At 59.1% G+C, this 17,931-nt stretch carries 18 protein-coding genes and 1 pseudogene; 8 read left to right on the top strand and 11 right to left on the bottom strand.

Annotation, left to right across the window (positions count from 1 at the left end; genetic code table 11):
* The gene (locus tag QOU61_RS05150) at positions 1–618 is read left to right on the top strand and encodes a transposase (protein WP_289657050.1); all 618 of its coding nucleotides are present in this window, start codon (positions 1–3) and stop codon (positions 616–618) included.
* A 73-nt stretch (positions 619–691) separates the two neighbouring features.
* Here the strand turns inward: QOU61_RS05150 and QOU61_RS05155 are convergent, their stop codons facing one another.
* Complete coding sequence (locus QOU61_RS05155) at positions 692–1,453, bottom strand: outer membrane protein (protein WP_289657051.1); 762 nt, start codon at positions 1,451–1,453, stop codon at positions 692–694.
* Positions 1,454–2,319: 866 nt separating this feature from the next.
* Complete coding sequence (locus QOU61_RS05160; protein ID WP_289657052.1) at positions 2,320–2,454, bottom strand: hypothetical protein; 135 nt, start codon at positions 2,452–2,454, stop codon at positions 2,320–2,322.
* 283 nt (positions 2,455–2,737) lie between these two features.
* Here QOU61_RS05160 and QOU61_RS05165 point away from each other — a divergent pair, with 283 nt between their 5' ends.
* Positions 2,738–3,001: a hypothetical protein gene (locus QOU61_RS05165; RefSeq protein ID WP_289657053.1), complete on the top strand. Its 264-nt coding sequence runs from the start codon at positions 2,738–2,740 to the stop codon at positions 2,999–3,001.
* Between the two features lie 152 nt (positions 3,002–3,153).
* Complete coding sequence (locus tag QOU61_RS05170; RefSeq protein WP_289657054.1) at positions 3,154–3,588, top strand: hypothetical protein; 435 nt, start codon at positions 3,154–3,156, stop codon at positions 3,586–3,588.
* A gap of 366 nt (positions 3,589–3,954) precedes the next feature.
* Here QOU61_RS05170 and QOU61_RS05175 read toward each other — a convergent pair whose 3' ends face one another.
* Positions 3,955–4,146, bottom strand: coding sequence for a hypothetical protein (locus tag QOU61_RS05175; protein ID WP_289657055.1), 192 nt, complete (start codon positions 4,144–4,146; stop codon positions 3,955–3,957).
* Positions 4,147–5,048: 902 nt separating this feature from the next.
* On the opposite strand from QOU61_RS05175, the gene QOU61_RS05180 reads away from it, so the two are divergent.
* The 3 genes from QOU61_RS05180 to QOU61_RS05190 all read left to right on the top strand — a co-directional run bounded on the left by QOU61_RS05180 (position 5,049) and on the right by QOU61_RS05190 (position 7,762).
* Entirely contained in the window at positions 5,049–6,641 is a 1,593-nt protein-coding gene (locus QOU61_RS05180; RefSeq protein ID WP_289657056.1) for a hypothetical protein, read from the top strand.
* 73 nt (positions 6,642–6,714) lie between these two features.
* Positions 6,715–7,290 (top strand): tetratricopeptide repeat protein, encoded by a 576-nt coding sequence (locus QOU61_RS05185; RefSeq protein WP_289657057.1) that lies wholly within the window; start codon positions 6,715–6,717, stop codon positions 7,288–7,290.
* A gap of 289 nt (positions 7,291–7,579) precedes the next feature.
* Positions 7,580–7,762, top strand: a complete 183-nt coding sequence (locus tag QOU61_RS05190; protein ID WP_289657058.1) for a hypothetical protein — start codon at positions 7,580–7,582, stop codon at positions 7,760–7,762.
* A gap of 274 nt (positions 7,763–8,036) precedes the next feature.
* On the opposite strand, the gene QOU61_RS05195 is transcribed toward QOU61_RS05190, so the two are convergent.
* The 8 genes and pseudogenes from QOU61_RS05195 to QOU61_RS05230 all read right to left on the bottom strand — a co-directional run bounded on the left by QOU61_RS05195 (position 8,037) and on the right by QOU61_RS05230 (position 14,527).
* On the bottom strand, positions 8,037–8,714 hold the full coding sequence (locus QOU61_RS05195) for a hypothetical protein (RefSeq protein WP_289657059.1): 678 nt from the start codon (positions 8,712–8,714) through the stop codon (positions 8,037–8,039).
* On the bottom strand, positions 8,683–9,345 hold the full coding sequence (locus tag QOU61_RS05200; RefSeq protein ID WP_289657060.1) for a nucleotide-binding protein: 663 nt from the start codon (positions 9,343–9,345) through the stop codon (positions 8,683–8,685). Before QOU61_RS05200 ends, QOU61_RS05195 begins: the two co-directional genes overlap by 32 nt.
* 877 nt (positions 9,346–10,222) lie before the next feature.
* Positions 10,223–10,443 (bottom strand): annotated as a pseudogene (locus tag QOU61_RS05205) (CBS domain-containing protein); the annotation flags it as partial.
* Positions 10,444–10,484: 41 nt separating this feature from the next.
* Positions 10,485–10,955: an aminoacyl-tRNA deacylase gene (locus tag QOU61_RS05210; RefSeq protein WP_289657063.1), complete on the bottom strand. Its 471-nt coding sequence runs from the start codon at positions 10,953–10,955 to the stop codon at positions 10,485–10,487.
* Between the two features lie 236 nt (positions 10,956–11,191).
* On the bottom strand, positions 11,192–11,404 hold the full coding sequence (locus QOU61_RS05215; protein ID WP_289657064.1) for a GntR family transcriptional regulator: 213 nt from the start codon (positions 11,402–11,404) through the stop codon (positions 11,192–11,194).
* Between the two features lie 223 nt (positions 11,405–11,627).
* Entirely contained in the window at positions 11,628–12,728 is a 1,101-nt protein-coding gene (locus tag QOU61_RS05220) for an alpha/beta fold hydrolase (RefSeq protein ID WP_289657065.1), read from the bottom strand.
* Positions 12,700–13,716 carry a glutathione S-transferase family protein gene (locus QOU61_RS05225; RefSeq protein ID WP_289657066.1) on the bottom strand — a complete coding sequence of 339 codons (1,017 nt, stop codon included), beginning with the start codon at positions 13,714–13,716 and terminating at the stop codon, positions 12,700–12,702. Before QOU61_RS05225 ends, QOU61_RS05220 begins: the two co-directional genes overlap by 29 nt.
* A 34-nt stretch (positions 13,717–13,750) precedes the next feature.
* Positions 13,751–14,527, bottom strand: coding sequence for an SDR family oxidoreductase (locus QOU61_RS05230; RefSeq protein WP_289657067.1), 777 nt, complete (start codon positions 14,525–14,527; stop codon positions 13,751–13,753).
* 129 nt (positions 14,528–14,656) lie between these two features.
* On the opposite strand from QOU61_RS05230, the gene QOU61_RS05235 reads away from it, so the two are divergent.
* Both QOU61_RS05235 and QOU61_RS05240 read left to right on the top strand, forming a co-directional pair.
* On the top strand, positions 14,657–15,559 hold the full coding sequence (locus tag QOU61_RS05235) for a LysR family transcriptional regulator (protein WP_289657068.1): 903 nt from the start codon (positions 14,657–14,659) through the stop codon (positions 15,557–15,559).
* Between the two features lie 522 nt (positions 15,560–16,081).
* On the top strand, positions 16,082–17,884 hold the full coding sequence (locus tag QOU61_RS05240; RefSeq protein ID WP_289662276.1) for an NAD(P)/FAD-dependent oxidoreductase: 1,803 nt from the start codon (positions 16,082–16,084) through the stop codon (positions 17,882–17,884).
* The last annotated feature ends 47 nt before the right edge of the window (positions 17,885–17,931 follow it).

Consider the following 17,931-nt stretch of genomic DNA (forward strand, 5'->3'; position numbering starts at 1 on the left):
GTGCGACTAAAGATCGGGGCCGCACTCAGGGTGCTGCCTGGCAAATGGATCGAGAGCCGGCGACGGCATCACGAAATATGCGGACGATCGTTCAAGAGCTGGCTCAACGGCATCGTTCGTGGCTTGCGGGGCCAGACATTCGATCAGCCCGCGCACCAGATTGTCTTCCAGGACTATCTAGAAGCAGTTTGGACAACCCAAGAACGGCGCGACCAACTCGTCGGCCGCATCAGCACCATGGCTGCCGATTGGACTACGGGACCCCTCGTGGAAGCGTTGCGCGGATTGCGCGGGCTTGATCTCATTTCAGCCGCAACATTTGTCGCCGCGATCGGCGATCTGGCTCGCTTCGAGAGTGCTCGCCATTTGATGGCGTATCTCGGCCTGGTGCCTTCGGAGCAGTCGAGTGGTGAGCGGATCCGGCGTGGTGGTATCACTAAAACCGGCAACAGCGAGGCTCGGCGCATGCTCATCGAGGTCGCCTGGAGCTATCGCTATCCGCCTCGCGAATTCGCGCAGGCTGCGATCAAAGGGACAGGGACAGATATGGCAGAAAATCGACCTGGCGGCGGCGCATCATTCCGGATCAGACTTCCGCTGGAAGGGATTGTTGGCTGACCAACGAGACTTTCGGACTCGACAAAAAGCCCCGGACGATGCCGGGGCTTCAGTTGGCCGGAGATCAGGGAGATCAGTATCTCGCCACGACCGGGTTGCCCCAGTTGAAGTGGTAGTTGATGCGGGCCGTGACCATATCAATGTCTGACCTCGTATTGACTGTGAGGGAGGTGATAGGCGCCAGCCCCGGCGTCACGAACGTTCTGTTATCGCTCTCGCTAAAAATATGGTCGTATTCTATGCCGGCGCTCCAATTCGGCGCGAAGCCGTACTCCCAGCCAACGCCGACCGTCCCACCCCAACGTGTCCGTTCTGCCGAGGCCAATCCGACGCCCGTAGCGTTGTTAAAGAGATCCCACCGCTGGTTGGCCACCGCAGCGCCGCCCTTCACATAAAACAGGGAGGCATTCCATGCGTAGCCAATTTGACCCGTGAAGAGACCCAATCCATCGACCGTGGACCTCCAGGTATCTAAGGGAAAGAAGAGGCTGGTGCGCGAAGTCCGGATATTGGCCCAGTCCCCCTGAGCCTCAAGTCCGAACACCCACGACGATGGCGTCTGCCAACGATAACCTATCTGGCCACCGACCACTCCACCCGAGGCATCCCGGCAACCTTCAGCTTCGGCGGCGGCGACCCCGCTAACCGCAGTGATATTGATGCACTGACTGCTCCAGGCACCTCCGCCGTTCGCGCCGATATAGAAGCCGCTCCAGTTGTAGATCGGAGCCACGATCGGGGGTGGTGGCGCCTTGACCGCCATGTCAGCGGCCGACGCCGGAGCCGCCATCCCCAATGCAACCAAACCAACGCTAGCCAGCACAAGCATCTTCATCGCAATTTCTCCATGTGTCCCACGATAAAAGCGCGCCCCAACGCCCTTGCATTTGATTCCAAATTCCAAACGCACTTTAAGCGTGTGCGCTCTAGGGCCCCGTACCAAAATGGCAACATACAAGAACAATCAGTGGAATCAGACGCCAGGGTCATGATTTATGTATGTGTTGCTGACCTTTTCCGTGAACATCGGCCAACATTGCTGAACGCGAGCGGACTCGGGTTAGCCGGAACGAACATCGCCTCGCAGAAGCATCGGCCCGCAGGCGCGATAGATCGGTCGCTGGTTCGGCATCGTCGAACTGTTGTGCAAGCCGCCTGTCAAGCATGACCGGAACGGGACGGACCGAGACGCGACCCGGAAGTAGCCACAATTCTGCCTGCTACTTTTTCTGCTCCTGAGCGCTATCCGGCTCCGCGTTTTCTTGTTCTTCCGCCTGTCCGAGCCAGGAAGGGATGCTTCTCGAAGGGATCAGTTGTCTCGGCAAATGAGGGTTGATAGTGCCGGCATAGACAGTCAGTCCCTCATCGAACTTTGCTCGTGCGAAGTCCCTGGCTTCCTTTTCAGTCTCAAATCTTCTGGTTGCACGAGGGCTTCGCCTTCGAGGCAATACACCGCGTTTCTGCACCTCGAACGTCACGTACCAGGTATACGGCATCTGTCACCCCGGGATGACGCGCCGAGACTTTGCCGAACGCGCACTCGCCGCTACCAATGTTCGCAGCCGCTCGGTCCCCTCACGCGGACCGGGCTCAGCGACAGGATCTAGTAGCAAGGTGGGTTGGGATAGTATCCGCAGCTTGGGGCATTATAACTTCCGTAGGCTCCATAGGCAGCAGCGCCGACGGCAGCAGCGCCAACGCCTACCGCCACGCCACGGCGTACGGCTGCGCCACGGTAAACACCGCCACGGTAAGCCCCGCCGCGATAGACGCCTGCGTGATGAACGCCAGCGCGGCCAACGCCGACGCGCCCACCGCCGCGATAGGCGAACGCATCAGTTGAAATCATGGCAATGCACGCGATACCGACGATAATGGATGCAGTCAGCAAGAAGGTCGTTCGAGGTGACATGATTGCTCTCCTTCCACAGTTGCCAAAAAAGCGTATTCCTCTAGTCGCCGGGCTAGATTTATCTGCGACGGGTTGCGCTGGGGAGCCACAACCTTCTACCAAGCGTTGCGCCTTGTGTCATTGCCGCGTTGATTTAGATCAACACAGATACTTTGGAACCGCGGTGCATCAGAACAATTCACCAGATCCGCGTGAGGGGTTCTGACCATGAGCGAAATGATCAAAGCGGAAGTGCTCTCCCGTCGAAAGGCTCTTTCTCTTTTGGGCCTGGTTGCTGCGTTTAATCTCGCAGCATCTTCTACGGTGCTGACCGTATCCGAGGCCGAGGCCCAGACTGCTGGTATGGAGCGGCGTCAGGAGCGACGTGCCGGACGCACGGAGCGGCGTCAGGAACGGCGTACAGGACGCACGGAACGGCGTCAGGAACGGCGTACAGGACGCACGGAGCGGCGCGAGCAACGACGGAACTGAGCGAAGCGCATTGGATCGAGCGGTGCTGGAAATTCCAGACGTCGATCGAGTCGCATGGGCAAACACGGCAGTATTCCACTGACATTCATTGATGGTTCGACAATCGATCAATGCTTGCCAGATGGAACCATGGTGGGGGGATGGAGCGACCAATGCCCCTCGCGCGATATTTCTACTACGTTGGCGGAGTGTTGCTCGCGCTGCTGTTTATTGCGGATGCATATCTTCCGAAATTGCCGGTTGCGCACAGGGTCGATAAGGTTTCTTACAACATCCACATTCACTCCGATCGGAAATGGCCGGAGCGCATTGTCTACGACACCAGCCTCCCGATCATTACCCCCGCGCAGATCGCGAACATCGAGGAAAGCGCTGCGGCCCCGCCAACAATCGCGCAGGCTAAGGCGCAGGTGCGGGAAGCATTTGCGCAACTGCAACCGCCGGACGCCAACCAGCTACAATCATCCGATTCAAAAAAGCGAGAACCGAAGCTGAAGCGCCAACGTAAAATTGCAAAGAGACGCGTGGCGCCGCCAGCGGTCCTCGTGGCCCGGCAACAACAATTTGGCTGGTTTGGCTATTGGTGAGGAGCAGCTTAAACCCGCTGATATCGCAACTTTCTTCAGTGCTTCGTTTTCCAGGTACCGCCGAGGCCCTGGGAATCTCTGACACGGCCAAGCGCCAGATCCTCGGCGGAAACTACATCGCGACTGCCGCTGAATGGATCAAGCGCGGTCCCGCAACCGTCCGAGCTCGCTCAAGGGCCTTTTCTTTAAACAAGGCGGCGGCTAGTGGACGCGGGCTTTATAGTCGCTTGTCTGCTTCGCTCACTCGTTGGAAGGAATTCTCGCCTCAGTTTCGAGCACGAACGTCTGCTGAGAAAGGTACGTCCTGCAGCGATAGCGAGTACGACGGACCGTCCCGCGACGCATAGAAGACAGTTTGCGGAAATCTCAATCGCGCCTAGTCGTGCCAGCTCGATGGCCCCGCTTTAGGCGGAGGCTTGCCGCTCTCAAGCGCTGTATTTCTTCATCAGTTGTATTAATTTTTTTTTCGAGCTGAGTGGTCTTGGCCTCTTTTGGCGCATCATTGCTGCGCAGCTTGTCGAGCACTTTGCCGACGGATAGTTTACTTATTTCAGCCATCGTAGTCGCAAAGGCACATTCGAACACACTAGCTAATATGCCTTCATTGAATCACAGGCTAGAAAGCCTGCAACTACTCGCCTGTGGATTGAAGCGCGGAATCGAACCAAGACTGGATTGGATGGGTAGGACAGGCAGTTCGGCTTGGTCGCTACCCACCGACGCCCTTAGTTATCGAGAGCTGGCACCACAGAGTGCGCCAAACACGGCATCGAACCACCGACGTATTTTGGGCGGAAAGTTCTGGTGCCCTGGCCGGCGTCCAAAAAGACCACTAAGGAGCTGATAAATCACAACTTTATTGTTAGCAAAAACCGAGAATACCACCAGCTATACCAAGCCAATGTTTCACAATTTCGGTTCGAATCCGCTTTGGGCTGAGCTTGCGAGATCAGGAACTATTCTCGTCAATTCCCTGTGAGACAACCTTGGCGAGGATTCGCGAAAGTCTCCGGCCATAGCCAGAGATATTCCCGTTTTCAGGAGACTTTCATTGGAGACTTCGTTCGATCGCCAGGGTGGCAGACGAAGTTCCGGCTGGGCAGCGCCCTGGACGAGGCTCCTTTCATTTGTCGCCACGACGTCAGCTGCTGATCTGGAGCGGACGTCATGGGCCAGATGAGATCCCTAACGGACCTAGTGCCGTGCCCGGCCTCAGATAAGGGCTCTTTTGAGTGAGCGTGGGATCGTGTAGTCTTCTCTCAAAGCTGCTCTTCAAGACGGGATGTGCCGACGTTTCCGTTAGGGCCAAAAAAGGGCAGCGGGGATGCAGTCGGCAAGCATCGCACTCTCCTAAACCGACAATACTTTTTGTGCCGGTCTCTCACTGAGCATTCGCGGTGCGCGCGGCGCACGGCGATGATTGCGCGAAACTGCTACTTCGAGCGCAACGAGGGAACGTCATGAGACCATATTTTGGAACGTTCGTCGCAGCACTGTTGGCAAGCACATTTGCCACGGCGGCCTGGGCGCAAGGCCTCGGCCGTGTGCACTTCGAGACCTCGTGCACGCCGCAGGCGCAGGAGAAATTCGATCGCGGCCTGGCGATGGTGCATTCATTCTTCTATCCAAACAGCGTCCAGGCCTTCACCGAAGCCGCTGCCGCCGATCCGCAATGCGCGATCGCCTACTGGGGCATCGCGATCAGCCACCGTCCCAACCCGCTGATTCTGCCGCTGACCGCCACCGTTTTGAAGAACGGGTCGGAGGCGGTGGAGAAGGGTAAAGCGATCGGCGCCAAGACTGACCGCGAGCGCGACTGGCTCGAGGCGATCGAGCCTTACTACAAGGACTACGACAAGATCGATCAAACCCAGCGCGGACTCGCCTACGAAAAGGCGATGGAAGCGCTGATGCGTAAATATCCCGATGATCTGGAGGCGGCCATTTTCTACGCGCTCGCTCTCAATGAGACCGCGCTGCACAGCGACAAAACCTTTGCCAATCAGCTCAAGGCCGGGGCGATCCTGGAAAAGGTCGAGGCTCAACTGCCGGACCATCCGGGTGTGCTGCACTATCTGATCCACACTTACGATTACCCAACGCTGGCCCAACGCGGGCTTGATGCCGCCAACAGATATGCCGAGGTTGCACCTGCGGCTCAGCATGCCCAGCATATGCCATCGCATACTTACTCCATGCTCGGGATGTGGGCACAATCGGTCGCATCGAACACGAAATCGCGCGAGATTGCCGAGGCACAAGCAGCCAAGCTCTGGCCGGGGGCGGCACATCCAGGCGAGCCGCACCATCTGGACTTTATGGAATACGCCCTCCTGCAATTAGGACAGGAGCGACCTGCAAAGCAGGTACGCGACGACAGCAACGCGATAAAAAAGCTCGGGTTTGAATACTTCGCAAGCTATACCGCGCTTGCGGCCGTGCCGGCACGCTTTGCGTTGGAACGTCAGGCATGGAAGGAAGCGGCTGGGCTTGAGCCGAGGGGAAGCCAATTTCCACAGGCCGAGGCAATCACTCATTTCGCTCGCGCCATGGGATCGGCACGTAGCGGCGACCTGGCCGGTGCAGAGCGCGACGTCGACAATCTGAAGGTGATTCGTGCCACGCTGGAAAACGCGAGTCAGTCTTATTGGGCCTCGCAGGTCGAAATCCAGATGTTGGCTGCATCGGCCTGGATTGCGCAAGCAAAGGGGGAAAAGGGGACGGCGCTGAAACTCATGCGCGCGGCGGCGGACCTTGAGGACGACAGCGAAAAGCACATCGCGATGGAGAACCGGCTGTATCCGATGCGCGAACTGTTGGGCGATTTGCTACTGGAACAGCAACAGCCAGGACTAGCGCTAACGGAATACGAGACTTCGCTGGTATCAACGCCCAACCGTCTGCGGGGACTGTACGGCGCAGCCAAGGCCGCGAAGGCCGCAAATCAACCGGAAAAAGCCAAGACATATTTCCGGAAGCTTGCCGAGATGACCAAGGACGCCGATACCGATCGGGTGGAAATCAGCGAGGCCAGATCCTCGATGCAGCAGTGAACTGCCGACGAGAGAATGAGAGAACCGCTGCCGGCCCGCACTGTCCGGCAACCGACCGACGGCACAACGATCCATGACGCGATCAATCCTCATCGCCGCCGTTGCTGGGCTGCTGACTGCAGTGCCGGCCTCGTACTTCTTGATCGCACCTGCCCGCCAAGTGCAGACCGCAACGTCGGCCAGCCCGGACAATGCAGCGTTCAGGATAGCCAATGCGCCCGAAGCCTGGCCGATCTGCTCGACAATGGCAGCGATGCTGGAGACGCCGGATTGGGCAGCGCTCGATCCCGATTTCGCGGCAGGCAAGCGAGCAATCGGCGCCGGCGACTGGGAAGGAGCGATCAAGTCGCTCACGAAAGCGGGCCTTCGCGACGCCCGCAATGCGGATATCCAGAACTACCTTGGCTATGCCTTTCGCCGGCTGCGGCAGTTCGATCCGGCGATGCTGCACTATCAGCAGGCTCTGACCCTCAATCCTCGGCACCGCAGCGCGCACGAGCACCTCGGTGAGGCCTATTTGGCGCAGGGTGATCTAGCGAAGGCCAAAGAGCATCTCGCGGCTCTGGAGCAAATCTGTTTTATCTCCTGCGATGAATATGACGATCTAGCGCGGGCAATCGCAGGGTACAACAAACTCTCGAACGGCTGATCGACTCTCGAGGCTGGTCCGCGCGTCGGCAAATAGATCGAATTCTCTACTCATCGATTCACTTGGAAGCCTTTGGCTTGCGACATTTTGATCTCCGCTTACGCGGGTAAAGCAGGCTTGGGAAAGGCGAGTCTGAAATGTCTACTTGTGGGCCCTGAGCCGTCGATTGGCCTTCTCTGAGGAACGTCGGCTCTCGGATGAGGAGCTAGGGCAAGCGTGGTTAATGCAAGGTAACCCCACTCAGAAGAGGAGCTAAGATCTCCCAGGGTCTAATCCAAGGAGCAACAACATGCCCTCACAAATCCCCGAGGAACTTTCCATCAGGATAGACTGGAGTCCCTTCACGATCATGGGCAACATGATGCCGCCCCGAGATCCTGATGAAGAGGACGAAGAGGACGAAGAGGACGAGGACGAACAAGAGGACCGCGGCGACGAACCGCCGGTCGTGCGCGAGCCCGACGAGGATTAACCGAGCTTTCTCTCTGGCCTCCCGCGCGGGCGATTGATAGACGCAAAGGTCTCCAAGCCTCAGTTCGGCGGAAAAGAGCCGAAATTCCACAACGCTCTTCCTGATTTGGACAAGCAAAGCCGACTGACGGAGACGAGGTGATGGACGAGATCTACAAGAAATTGGCCGACGCACGTTGGCTCGAAAAAATAGTTCGGTCTCAGGGGTGAAGCCGAAACTGCGGACTTGGCTTTTTGACCCACAGCCAACTTTAGAGATAACCTATCGAGTGAACCTACTCAGCACTGGACTTCATTATCATCTGCGCAAGCAACTTCAGCGCGCCGGCTTGCTTCAGGATTAACTCACATTGTTTTGGAGCTTGCGCGCTCGATAGCTTGATGAACTCTGCGACCGTTGTCGTGCCGGACAATTCCCGCGCGTACTCTAACGTCATGATCACATTCGCCTTCATCAATTCGAGTGCCTCGGCGCGGAAATCCTCTGTGGCTCCTTCGAGGACCGTCAAAAAATTGCTTTCAAGGCTAGGACCGTCGCCGTCTTTCGATGCGGCCGGCTCCACGAAGTCCTTCGCAAGGTCCAATGCAGCATTCAGGCTGACTTTGATGTTTTCAAAAGCTCTATTCCGATAGTCCTTGGCAATCTTCACTATCATTTCTGCGGAGCTGTCGGAATCGACGAGTCCGCCCCTGCGCGACGCTGCCGCACTCGGAGATTTAGGCGCCGCAACTTGGATCGGAGCCGTCGCTTGCCCTGCAACGACTGTGGGGTCGGACGTGTTCGCTGCCTGCTCCAATCGCGGCTGATCGTCCGGGGAAGCGGTCATCAGGCTACCAGACGTCGCAAGCAAGCCATTATCAATGGCACGGCTCGCCGCTGCGGTAAGCTCTACCAGCGAGCGACGCGCGGGGCGCGTATCGCTAACCGGCCACCCTGTTCGCGTGTTGCTCATGATCAAACGACCCCTCGACGAGTTTTTTCAGAACCCAGCGCCACAGTTCACGAATTTCCTCCGAGGCTCTTCCCTCGTGCGCAAACTCGGTCACGCCTAACCCTGCTCCGAGTGCGTCCTGGTGGTCGTTGCGCTGTCCGACATAGGGAAGCGCGAGTACGCCGAGCGAATTGAGCGACGTTGCAGCTTCAGTCAAGCGGCAGCCCCGCGGTGGCGTCTGATTGAGGACGAAGGCAAATCGGCGTTTGAGCCTGCGAATAGCGATGATCGTCGGTATTGCGGCTTCGATGTCGGCTGGGCTCGGACGAGCCGGGATCAGGCAAAGATCGGCCCTGGCGATGGCGTGCATGGCCAGCGCGTTGCTCGTGGCGGCGGTATCGACGATCGCGAGCCAGATCCCCTCGGCCTCGAGGCGCGATAGTGCCCGCTCGATTTCGGCGGGATCGGCGACCCGATCGACGCGCGGATAGGGCCTGCCGCGCCGCTCTTTCCATTTCGATATCGTGCCCTGTGGATCCGCCTCGACGAATGCGACGCGCTCATTGGTCTCCATCCCCGCGACTGCAAGTCCGACGGCTAGCGTGCTCTTGCCGCTCCCGCCTTTTTGCGTGACCAGAGCAAGGACGTACATGTCCGCGCATCCCTGGATGACAACAACGTGACGACGCAGAACTAATCGTACAAATGGAGCCTACCAAACGCGAAGCGTACCACTCCATATCGTGAGTCGCGTCAAGCGTGAGCGTGGAACTCACAACAAATCCATACTGCCCACGGAAACAGCTCTCCTTCAATCTTTCCGTTGGCACGATTAGCGGCGCGGCCTGTCTCTTCGCCGAGCTGCCCCTAGTCCGAGCTGCGCTGTGGAGCGCAACGTCGTCCAACCTAAACGTGACGAAGAGCGGCACTCTTTCGGGAGACTTTCATTGGAGACTTCGTTCGATCGCCACTGCCTGCGAGGGTGGCAGGTGAGCTGGGCAAACCGCCGTGTGACGAAGGTCCCTTCAATTTGTCGACCCTAATGACAGTGTAGAAATTCGGATGCGGAGCTCGAGGCTCAAATGCGGTCGTCACGCGCCTGCTTATTCATGCCGCCTGCGCCTTGAGAATTTGGTGTCGAAACGGCTGAGCGGAACCTACCGTGCCGGACGGTCGGAGGACTGGTGAAAAACTGCAAGCACCACTCCTTACACGCGTAAACGAGTCGGTGTCCTAAGCACGTGGCAAGGCCTGCGTTAGCCGACGGGGACATCAAGGCGGCGCAACCTATCGCTTGAATTGAAGCATCTTGGGGATGCCTTTGCCACTTCCAAACCTCCGGTTCCGTCGGCACGGGCGATCCTGTCGTTTGTCGCTCAATGACGGCGCAGGTGATTAAGGCCGAGATATGTTGACGTCCGATCACCGCGTTCGCCCGCCAGAACAGGCACCAACGCCACGGCGCCTCCGCGCCTCGCAAGAGGGCACGGAGCGATGTGCGGCCTTGCCTGGATCGAACCGGTGCCGGTTCAATGATGGGCCGCTACCCCCTTCACGCATCCGGCGCAGCAAACTGGCCGACATCACCCAGGCTGATCATGCCGACCATCCGCTTGCTCTTGTTGATCACAGGCAGCCTGCGGATCTCCAGCGCCTCCATGTGGTGAACTGCCTTCGCCAGGTCGTCGTCGTCCCGGCAGCAGTGAATGCCTTCCGTCATGACATCCCGCGCCGTCGCGCGCGCCGCCTCGACCCCGGCGCACTGACAGATCGCTTCGCCATTATGCCTCGTCAGTCGTGCACGCTGAAGCGCCCATGCGGTGCATTGGCTGTCAGGCGCGCGAACTGCGCATGACTCAAATGAAGAAGCGTCTCGTGATCGCCGGCTTCGATATAGACTTCCGGTTGCGCCTCGATGCTGTCGTCGACAACAAGATCGAGCCCGTAGCACCTGCCCACGGCCGGTACAGCTCCGTGAGCGCAATCTGCGAAGAGTCGATTGATCTCGGTTTCGTTGGCCATCTCGATGTTTTCGCCGAGCCTTTCCCGCAAATCCGGTAGTGTGAGGTGGTGCGATGCAGGCACGACGGCGAGCGTATAGCCGCCGTCGTGCCGCAAGACGACCGCCTTGGCGAGGCGGTCGCCCGAGATATGGCATGCCTCCGCCGTACGTGTGGAAGACATGGTGAGATCGTGTGGAATCTCGTTGTACTGGATGTTCTCGGCAGCCAGATATCGATGGAGTGTCGGAGCAATGGACATCGCGTGACCTCCAATACGGTAAGCAGCCATCCACCGTGGGGTCTACCCGGCCGCACGATGAGCGGTCGCGTGGTTCTCTTGTTCCGGACCCGAAGTTCGCATCATATTGCGGGCGTTGCAATTCGTCATTCGCCGCGAGGCCGCCAAAATCTGTTCACGCGCGGCTCGACAGCCTTGCTTACCTTCTTATCCCGCCCGGCCTTCGAGCCGATTGACGCGACGCTAGCCAAGCCACGCTAGATCGGCGGGATCTTCGTGTTGCTCGGGTTGGTGTGCCAGATGATGCCATCGATCACCAGCGTCCGGACCGTGTTGATATGAGCGACCGTGATGTCGCGGGCACGCGCCTTGTCGTTCTTCAACAGCGCCTCGATCAGCCCATCGTTTTCACGGTTGAGCTCCTCGGGCCGCTCGCGCAGCACGAAGCCGAGATGCAGCAGGCGGGTCATCTCCGTCGATGATCGGCGATAGTGCGGCCGCAAGCGAAACCGATCGGGAAGGTTGATGCCGCAGGCCTAGGACCGAGGTATGGAGGTTGGCCGGCTTCGGGCAGTCGATGATGACGTGTGGTCCCGGCCGTTGGTCGGGAGGCTGCAGCTATTTCGCCATGACACGCGAGCTGAGCGGGCGGAGACCGCCGGGCGCACGCAGCCTGCCCGCGAAGCTTCAATGTCACCGGGCTGCCAGAAACGCGGCGAGGGCGGCGTCGAACTCTTCGGGCTTTTCGGCGTGCGGGACGTGACCGGCGTCCGTGATTTCGACCAGCTTGCCGTCGGGAAGATCCTTGAGAGCCTCGCGGCCGAGCATCGGCCAGTTGCCGAGCGGTTTGATCGCCTCGGGTGAAGCGTAGCGGCGGAAGAACACGCTGCGGTCGCTTTGACCGATCACGAGAAGCACCGGCATTTTCAACAGGCGATACTCATGGCGGATCGGCTCGTTGAAGATCATGTCGTAGGTCAGCGCCGATGCGCGCGCCCATCGCGGATACTCCGGGCTTTGCAGCACGCGCGAAAAGGTCTCGAAATAGTGCTGCGCTATCGGCGGCCAGCCAACGAAGAAGGCTGCCATGAAAGTGCGTAAACTCTGTGGCGTCTGCGCCATCTCGGTCTTGACCAGCGTCTCGATCGGCTGCGGCGGGATGGCGCTGCGATAGTCTTCGAGGCCGATCGGGTTCTCCAGCGCCAACACCAGTGTCGTCTCCGGATAGTTGCGCGCGAAATAGACCGCGAGCATGCCGCCAAAGGAATGGCCGACGACCGCCGCTTGGGTAACCCCGAGACTGTCGAGCAGCGCCTTGGTGTTGCGCGCCAGAGTATCGAAATGATAGCGGATGTCAGGCTTCGAGGATTTGCCGAAGCCGATCTGGTCCGGTGCAATGACGCGATAGCCCAGGCCGGTCAGTGTTGCGATTGTATGTCCCCAATAGTCACCGGAAAAACTCTTGCCATGCAGCAATAAGGCGGTCTTGCCGTTCGGCGCCACGGTTGGCGTCACATCCATATAAGCCATGCGCAACGGCTGGCCCTCAAGGGTGAGATCCAGATAGCGCACCGGGTAGGGATATTCGATACCTTCAAGACCGATGCCAAGCGGCGGCACGGCAGCCGATTGAGAGGGAGGCGCCGATGCAGGAGGCGATTGCGCTCTGGCAGCGCTGCTCAGCGGCGAGGCCAACGCGAGGGCGGCCAGGATGGCTAGGATAGCATTTTGCATCTGATGTCCCTCCAATTCTGATGATTTCGTGTCAGCCGACAGTGAATCTTTCAACGGCACGAGGCGGTGCGGCCACGAGCCCCTCGCGCCCGTGCGGCAAGGTGAATTCGAGCGTGGGGCCGGCGGGCACGATCCCGCTTGGATTGATCGAGCGATGGCTCTCGTAGTAGTGCCGCTTGATATGTTCAAGATTCACCGTCTCGGCGACGCCGGGCCACTGGTAGATGTCGCGGGTATAGGCCGACAAATTCGGATAATCGACCAGACGCCGGATGTTGCACTTGAAGTGGCCAACATAGACCGCGTCAAAACGGATCAGTGTCGTGAACAAGCGGATGTCGGCTTCGGTCAGGCTGTCGCTAACCAGGAACCGCCGATCGGCGAGCCGCTTCTCGAGCCAGTCTAGCGTGTCAAACAGCGGACCAACCGCTTCTTCGTAGGCGGCCTGTGTGGTCGCGAAACCGGCCTTGTAGACGCCGTTGTTGAGCGTGTCGTAGATGCGGGCGTTGACCGCATCGATGTCGCTGCGCAGCGTTTCCGGGTAATAGTCGGACCTTGCCCCGATCGCGTCGAACGCCGAGTTCAGCATGCGGATGATCTCGGAGGATTCGTTGTTGACGATGGTTCGGGTGTGCTTGTCCCACAACACGGGAACGGTGACGCGACCGGTATAGTAGGGATCCGCGGCGGTGTAGATCTCGCGCATCAACCCGGCGTGGTAGACTGTATCCGGTATGACGCCGGCGCCGTCGGCGAAAGTCCAGCCGTCATCGAGCATCAACCAGTGCACGACCGAGATCGAGATCGTGTCCTCGAGCCCTTTCAGCGAGCGCATGATCAGCGTGCGGTGCGCCCATGGACAGGCAAGGCTGACATAGAGATGGTAGCGGCCTGCCTCGGCCTTGAAGCCACCCACGCCGCTCGGGCCGGCGCTGCCGTCGGCCGTTATCCAGTTGCGGAATGCTGCATCCTTGCGCACAAAGTGGCCGTGGGTCGACCTGGTGTCGTACCAGACGTCTCGCCATTGACCTTCGACCAGCAGTCCCATGTCAGCCTCCTCAAAACGACGTTTTGCAACTTGCTCAGGTGCGGGTGATGGAAAGGCCGCCATCGACCAGCGACGCGGTACCGCTGACGAATGCAGAGTCGTCAGATGCCAAATAGAGTACCGACCGCGCGACTTCCTCCGGTCGCCCCACGCGCTTCAGTGCATGCAGATTGGTGATGAAGGCCGTCTTGTCGGGCGTGTCGTTCATCTCCCGATACATGTCAGTCTCGATCGCGCCGGGCAGGATCGCGTTGACCCTGACATTCTGCGGTCCGAATTCCGCAGCCAGCGTCTGTGTCAGTCCAATCAGACCCGACTTGCTCGCGGCATAAGCGGCGACGCCGGGGAACGAGGAACTGTAGCCGACAAAGGTAGAGGTGAAGATCACGGAGCCGCCACCGTGCTTGACCATCTCGGCGATCTGATGCTTGGCGCCGAGAAACGAGCCGGTGAGATTAATGGCGATGGCATCGTTCCAGCCGGCTTCGGAAACACTGGTCGAAGGCCCACCCTCGCCCAGGGTGCCGGCGTTGTTGAAAGCGACGTCCAGCCTGCCGAATGTCTTGACGGCTAACGCGACGATCGCCTGGGCATAGGCTTCGTGGCGCACGTCGCCAGCGAGCGCCACCGCCGTGCCGCCGCCAGCCTTGATCTCGGCCACGAGAGTCGCAAGCTCGGATTCGCGCCGTGCGCCGACGACAACCTTGGCGCCTTCGGCCGCAAACAGCTTCGCCGTGGCCCGGCCGATGCCGGAGCTTGCGCCGGTAACAATGGCGACCTTGTCTTGCAGGCGTCCCGTACCCTTGGTCATATTCGTCGTCCTCCTCTTTCAGCCGCGACAACCGCGGCTCGTACATGAATAGGTAGACCCACCAAAGACTTGGAAAAAGGCACGGAAACTGGTTGGATCATTCATCTTTTATGAATGATGAGGCCAGCTATGGACCGACTTCGGGCATTTGAAGTGTTTGTGGCCGTGGTTGCTCAGGGAGGCTTCACCCGCGCCGCGGACAAGCTCGACACCTCACCCGCCAATGTGACTCGCTACGTCAACGACCTGGAGGAAGCCCTCGGCGTCCGACTGCTCAACCGCACGTCGCGCCGACTGTCGCTGACGGAAACCGGCAAGACCCTCTATGATCGTGCGCTCTCGATCCTCGAAGACGTCGCCGAAGCAGAGGCGGTCACCTCGTCTTCGGCGCTCCAGCCGCGCGGCCGGCTGCGGGTCAACGTGCCGGTGAGCTTCGGCATCCTGCATCTGGCGCCGCTGTGGCCACGCTTCCTGGCGCACTATCCGGATATCCAGCTGGACATTAGCCTTGCCGATCGCGTCGTGGATCTGGTGGAGGAGGGCTACGACCTCGCGATCCGCATCTCTCGCGCCGGATCGCCGAGCCTCGTCAGCCGCAAGCTGGCAACGTCGCAGAACGTCGTTTGCGCATCGCCCGACTACATTGCCCGGCACGGTGCTCCGCAAGCGCCCGAGGATCTCACGCATCACGTTTGCATCGGTTACACCTACTCGGCGACCGGCGACGAGTGGGGGTTGATAGACGATGCGGGCAGGGCCCATAAGGTCGCGGTGTCGACGTCGCTGCAAACCAACAATGGCGACACCGTGCGCGCGGCAGCCCTGGCGGGACTCGGCATCATCTGGCAGCCGACATTTCTGATCGGCGACGATCTACGGCGTGGCCGATTGGTTCGTCTGCTGCCCGGCTATCGCATGTCGGAGATTGACGTGCTGGCTGTCTATCCAAGCCGCCGTCATGTTAGCGCGAGGGTGCGCGTCATGGTGGACTTCCTCGTCGAGGCATTCCGCGGCCCGCCGCCCTGGGATTGAAGGGCGTTCGACATGCGCAGCGGCCGGGACCTCGCCGTCACGATTTCCTCCGCTTCGAATCCCGGCTGCCTTCGGGCAGTGGGAGCTTTTTTGTCTATTAACGCCGCTTCGCTTAGGTCTTTGAGAGCGGTGAGGGAGCAAGTGAATCGGGGAGGCGCGCTGCAGCGGCCGATGCTTCGCAGGGTTAGTGATCGCGCTCGGGCAATCGTGACTTCCGCCGATCGTCGCGCCGAGGGTTCAATTCGCGGAATGTTGGATTTGGAATGTCCGTATGGCGAACCTAGCTTCAAGTCGGCGGCTCTTCGCTTTGAACACCAATTCGGATCATCGGGCCCAACCCGCATTTCAGCCCAATAGCGTCGTTTCTCGTTCGCCTCTTCGCAGCAAAGTGCTAAAATCCAGTTTGTCCTGAACGATTGAATGACATCGCGGGAGCTCACCGCCCTCGTCGGCGCCCAGTTCAGCTCGTTGGAACAAGGAAAAAGAGCGCAGGCTCTGGCCATCGGCAAGAGGGAGGACATCATGCTCGACAAAGCCCCGAACGGAAAAGTGTCTGATTTGCTCAAGACGCTCGATAAGGCGCTCTCCGCCGGCGAGTTGGAGCACGCTGTCGATCTCTTTCAGACGGACTGCTACTGGCGCGACCTCGTGACCTTCACCTGGAACATCAAGACGATGGAGGGCAAGGAACAGGTTCGCGATATGCTCAAGGCGCGGCTCGCCGATACGAAGCCATCGAACTGGAAAATCGCCGATGGTGAGGACGCCTCTGAAGCGGATGGAATTACGGAGAGCTGGATACAATTCGAAACCGGAGTCGCGCGCGGCTTTGGCCATCTGCGACTGAAGGACGGCCGGATCTGGACGTTGCTGACGACGATGAGCGAACTCAAGGGGCACGAAGAGCCAGTTGGCTTCGACCGTCCGATGGGGGCAAAACACGGCGCCGAACGTAATCGAAAGACATGGAAGGAAGAACGCGAGGCGGAAGCTGCTGAACTCGGCTACTCGCGTCAGCCCTATTGCGTCATTGTTGGTGGCGGTCAGGGCGGCATCGCACTCGGAGCCCGGTTGCGCCAGCTCAATGTGCCGACGATCATCGTCGAAAAGAACGAAAGGCCAGGCGACAGCTGGCGCAAGCGTTACAAGTCACTCTGCCTACATGACCCGGTTTGGTATGATCATCTGCCCTATCTGCCGTTTCCCCGGAACTGGCCGGTCTTCTCGCCGAAGGACAAGATCGGGGACTGGCTCGAAATGTATACAAAGGTGATGGAGCTCAATTACTGGGGCTCAACCGAATGCAAGAAGGCGTCTTACGACGAGAAGAGTCGCGAATGGACCGTTATCGTGCAGCGCGACGGCGAGGAAGTCGTCCTCAAGCCAAAGCAGCTCGTACTTGCGACGGGAATGTCAGCCAAGCCCAATATACCAAAATTCGAAGGCATGGACATCTTCAAGGGCGATCAGCACCATTCGTCGCAGCATCCGGGGCCGGACAAATACAAGAACAAGAAAGCCGTTGTGATCGGCTCGAATAATTCCGCACATGATATTTGTGCCGCGCTTTGGGAAGTCGGAGCGGACGTTACCATGGTTCAGCGCTCTACGACCCACGTTGTAAAGTCGGGCTCGCTGATGGAGCTCGGATTGGCCTCGCTTTACTCCGAACAGGCGGTCCAGTCTGGAATGACGACGGCCAAAGCCGACCTGATCTTTGCTTCACTGCCTTACAAGATTCTGCACGAGTTCCAGATCCCGGTTTATAACGCGATCAGGGAACGCGATGCCGATTACTACAAACGCCTCGAGAAGGCAGGCTTCCTGCTCGATTATGGTGACGACGATTCCGGTTTGTTCATGAAATACCTGCGGCGTGGATCCGGATACTACATCGACGTCGGTGCTTCGGAATTGGTAGCCAATGGCAGCATCAAGCTAAAGAGCGGCGTCGATGTCAAAAAGCTCACGGAACATTCCGTCATCTTGAGCGATGGGGCCGAGCTGCCGGCCGATCTCGTCGTTTACGCCACAGGCTACGGTTCGATGAACGGCTGGGCCGCGGACCTGATCTCCAGAGAGGTCGCCGACAAGGTGGGCAAGGTCTGGGGACTAGGCTCGAATACGACCAAAGATCCCGGCCCATGGGAAGGTGAGCAGCGAAACATGTGGAAGCCGACGCAGCAGGAGGGGCTTTGGTTTCATGGCGGTAACCTGCACCAGTCGCGCCACTATTCGCAGTTTCTGTCCCTCCAGTTGAAGGCGCGAATGGAACACATTCCCACACCGGTTTACGGTCTTCAGAAGGTCCACCATCTTGCCTGAGGCGGCGTGTGTCTTCGGGTTATCTAGATTTCGATAACAACTTCGTA

It is taken from the genome of Bradyrhizobium sp. NP1 (assembly GCF_030378205.1).
Lineage (GTDB): Bacteria > Pseudomonadota > Alphaproteobacteria > Rhizobiales > Xanthobacteraceae > Bradyrhizobium.

Excerpts from the sequence above, each read along its gene's own strand:
- QOU61_RS05165 (WP_289657053.1), top strand. The coding sequence starts at position 2,738 with ATGAGCGAAATGATCAAAGCGGAAGTGCTCTCCCGTCGAAAGGCTCTT.
- QOU61_RS05210 (WP_289657063.1), bottom strand. The coding sequence starts at position 10,955 with ATGTCCATTGCTCCGACACTCCATCGATATCTGGCTGCCGAGAACATC.
- QOU61_RS05180 (WP_289657056.1), top strand. The coding sequence starts at position 5,049 with ATGAGACCATATTTTGGAACGTTCGTCGCAGCACTGTTGGCAAGCACA.
- QOU61_RS05230 (WP_289657067.1), bottom strand. The coding sequence starts at position 14,527 with ATGACCAAGGGTACGGGACGCCTGCAAGACAAGGTCGCCATTGTTACC.
- QOU61_RS05160 (WP_289657052.1), bottom strand. The coding sequence starts at position 2,454 with ATGCGTTCGCCTATCGCGGCGGTGGGCGCGTCGGCGTTGGCCGCGCTG.
- QOU61_RS05195 (WP_289657059.1), bottom strand. The coding sequence starts at position 8,714 with ATGAGCAACACGCGAACAGGGTGGCCGGTTAGCGATACGCGCCCCGCG.
- QOU61_RS05215 (WP_289657064.1), bottom strand. The coding sequence starts at position 11,404 with ATGACCCGCCTGCTGCATCTCGGCTTCGTGCTGCGCGAGCGGCCCGAG.
- QOU61_RS05155 (WP_289657051.1), bottom strand. The coding sequence starts at position 1,453 with ATGAAGATGCTTGTGCTGGCTAGCGTTGGTTTGGTTGCATTGGGGATG.
- QOU61_RS05235 (WP_289657068.1), top strand. The coding sequence starts at position 14,657 with ATGGACCGACTTCGGGCATTTGAAGTGTTTGTGGCCGTGGTTGCTCAG.
- QOU61_RS05240 (WP_289662276.1), top strand. The coding sequence starts at position 16,082 with ATGCTCGACAAAGCCCCGAACGGAAAAGTGTCTGATTTGCTCAAGACG.
- QOU61_RS05170 (WP_289657054.1), top strand. The coding sequence starts at position 3,154 with ATGCCCCTCGCGCGATATTTCTACTACGTTGGCGGAGTGTTGCTCGCG.
- QOU61_RS05190 (WP_289657058.1), top strand. The coding sequence starts at position 7,580 with ATGCCCTCACAAATCCCCGAGGAACTTTCCATCAGGATAGACTGGAGT.
- QOU61_RS05200 (WP_289657060.1), bottom strand. The coding sequence starts at position 9,345 with ATGTACGTCCTTGCTCTGGTCACGCAAAAAGGCGGGAGCGGCAAGAGC.
- QOU61_RS05185 (WP_289657057.1), top strand. The coding sequence starts at position 6,715 with ATGACGCGATCAATCCTCATCGCCGCCGTTGCTGGGCTGCTGACTGCA.
- QOU61_RS05225 (WP_289657066.1), bottom strand. The coding sequence starts at position 13,716 with ATGGGACTGCTGGTCGAAGGTCAATGGCGAGACGTCTGGTACGACACC.
- QOU61_RS05175 (WP_289657055.1), bottom strand. The coding sequence starts at position 4,146 with ATGGCTGAAATAAGTAAACTATCCGTCGGCAAAGTGCTCGACAAGCTG.